The sequence below is a fragment of the Albidovulum sp. genome (assembly GCF_049646345.1).
GTDB lineage: Bacteria > Pseudomonadota > Alphaproteobacteria > Rhodobacterales > Rhodobacteraceae > Albidovulum.
Map to the genome: position 1 here is coordinate 1 of NZ_JBARVQ010000331.1, position 1,839 is coordinate 1,839.

Below are 1,839 nucleotides of genomic sequence, written 5' to 3' on the forward strand. Positions count from 1 at the left end.
GCACACCGTCGCGCAACCGGTATGAGGACAAAGCCGTCCGTCCTGGCGCGAAGCAGAGGTCATAAAGCGCCTCGACCTCCCACCAGTCGGCCTCTGTCTCCTCCTCCAGCCTGTACAAAGGCGCGTCTCTCCCCGAATTCTGCTGGAATCGCCCCTATCATGCGGGCAGGATCGGTTCAAACCGAATGAGAGGCGCGATGTTCTACCGACCCGAAGATGGCCACGGCCTGCCCCACAATCCCTTCAACGCGATCATTTCGCCGCGACCGATCGGCTGGATCTCATCGCGGGGGGCCAGCGGTGACAACCTTGCCCCCTATTCCTTTTTCAACGGCGTGGCCTACACCCCGCCGCAGGTCACATTCGCCTCGACCGGGCGCAAGGACAGCCTATCGAATATCGAGGAAACCGGCGTCTTTGCGGTCAATATCGTCGAATATGCCGCGCGCGAGGCGATGAACCTGACCTCGGGCAGCTACCCGCCCGGCACCGATGAATTCACCTTGGCCGGGGTCGCGCGGGCCGAGTGCGACACCATCCCCTGCCCCCGCGTCGCAGATGCCCCTGCTGTGCTCGAATGCCGGGTGACCCAGGTCGTCCGGCTTCTGGGCGACGACAATCACCTGATCCTCGGCGCGGTGATGGGCATTCACCTGCGCGACGACTGTATCACCGATGGACGTTTCGACGTGACGAAATTCCACCCCCTCGCCCGGGGTGGATATCGCGACTATTCCGTGGTCCGGGACGTGTTCGAGATGATCAGGCCGGGTCAGGATTAAGACGGCGCGTCGCCGCCCGATCCGGCGGATCGATACCGTCGAAAATGGAAGGCGCGATCAGCGCTCGGTCAGTTTCAGTTCGATCCGCCGGTTCTGCGCCAGCGCATCGGGGCTGTCCCCCTCTGCAACCGGGTGATATTCCCCGAACCCCGTCGCGGCGAGCCGGTCCGGCGGGAAGCCGAGGCTGTCTTGCATGAAGCGGACAACCGACAGCGCCCGGCCCTGACTCAGCTCCCAATTGTCGCGATAGCGGCCGGTTCCAGACAACGGCACATTGTCGGTGTGCCCATCGACACGAATGATCCAGTCGACCTCGGGCGGGATCTCGGCGGCGACGTCGCGCAGCGTGGCCACCACACCGGCGATCTGGCTGCGCCCCTCGGCCGCCAGATCGGCCGATGCCGGTTCAAACAGCACCTCGGACGAAAACACAAAGCGGTCGCCCACGACGCGCACGCCTTCGCGCCCTGACAGCACCCGGCTGAGGCGCGCGAAGAATTCAGACCGGTACTGCGCCAGTTCCTTGGTTTCTTCCTTCAGTGCCTTGGCCTCGGCCTCAAGCCGCAGGCGCTCGGCCTCTTCCAGTTCGGCCCGGCGCTTCTGTTCGGCCGCAACCTGCGCCAGTGCAGAGTTAAGCCGCGTGCCAAGCGCGTCGATCTGAACCTTCGCCTCAACATCGCGGGCATCCGAGGAATCCAGCAGGTCCTGCAATGCACCTAGCTGGCCGCGAAGCGCGGCGATCTGCTCATTCAGCAAGGCGACCTTTCGCGCCGCCTCGGCCGAAGCGGCCTGTTCCTTGGCCAATTCGGCATTCGCGGTATCGAGAAGCGCTTTCTGACGGTCAGCCTCGCTCAGTTCCTCTCCCGTACGGGCATTGGCCGCCGCGAGCAATGTCAGTGTCTCCTCTGCGCGGCGCCGTTGTTCTTCCAGCGCCAGCGTCATCGCTGTCAACTCATCCTCGGCGCCCAGAAGCTTTTCGCGCAAGGCGGCAGCGGCGGCCGCTTCAGTCAAGCGTGCGGCCTCGGCCTCGGACAGTTGTTCGGACGCCGCTTCGCCC

The 1,839-nt window shown here is 64.6% G+C and carries 2 protein-coding genes and 1 pseudogene; 1 reads left to right on the plus strand and 2 read right to left on the minus strand.

All coding sequences use genetic code 11. The annotated features are described in order from the left end of the window. Positions 1-118, minus strand: a pseudogene (locus tag WBB85_RS08340) (GNAT family N-acetyltransferase); the annotation flags it as partial. A gap of 79 nt (positions 119-197) precedes the next feature. On the opposite strand from WBB85_RS08340, the gene WBB85_RS08345 reads away from it, so the two are divergent. After that, positions 198-782 carry a flavin reductase family protein gene (locus tag WBB85_RS08345; RefSeq protein WP_432638160.1) on the plus strand — a complete coding sequence of 195 codons (585 nt, stop codon included), beginning with the start codon at positions 198-200 and terminating at the stop codon, positions 780-782. A gap of 57 nt (positions 783-839) precedes the next feature. On the opposite strand, the gene WBB85_RS08350 is transcribed toward WBB85_RS08345, so the two are convergent. Next, on the minus strand, positions 840-1,839 hold a 1,000-nt coding region (locus WBB85_RS08350; RefSeq protein ID WP_432638161.1), incomplete at its 5' end, for a peptidoglycan -binding protein.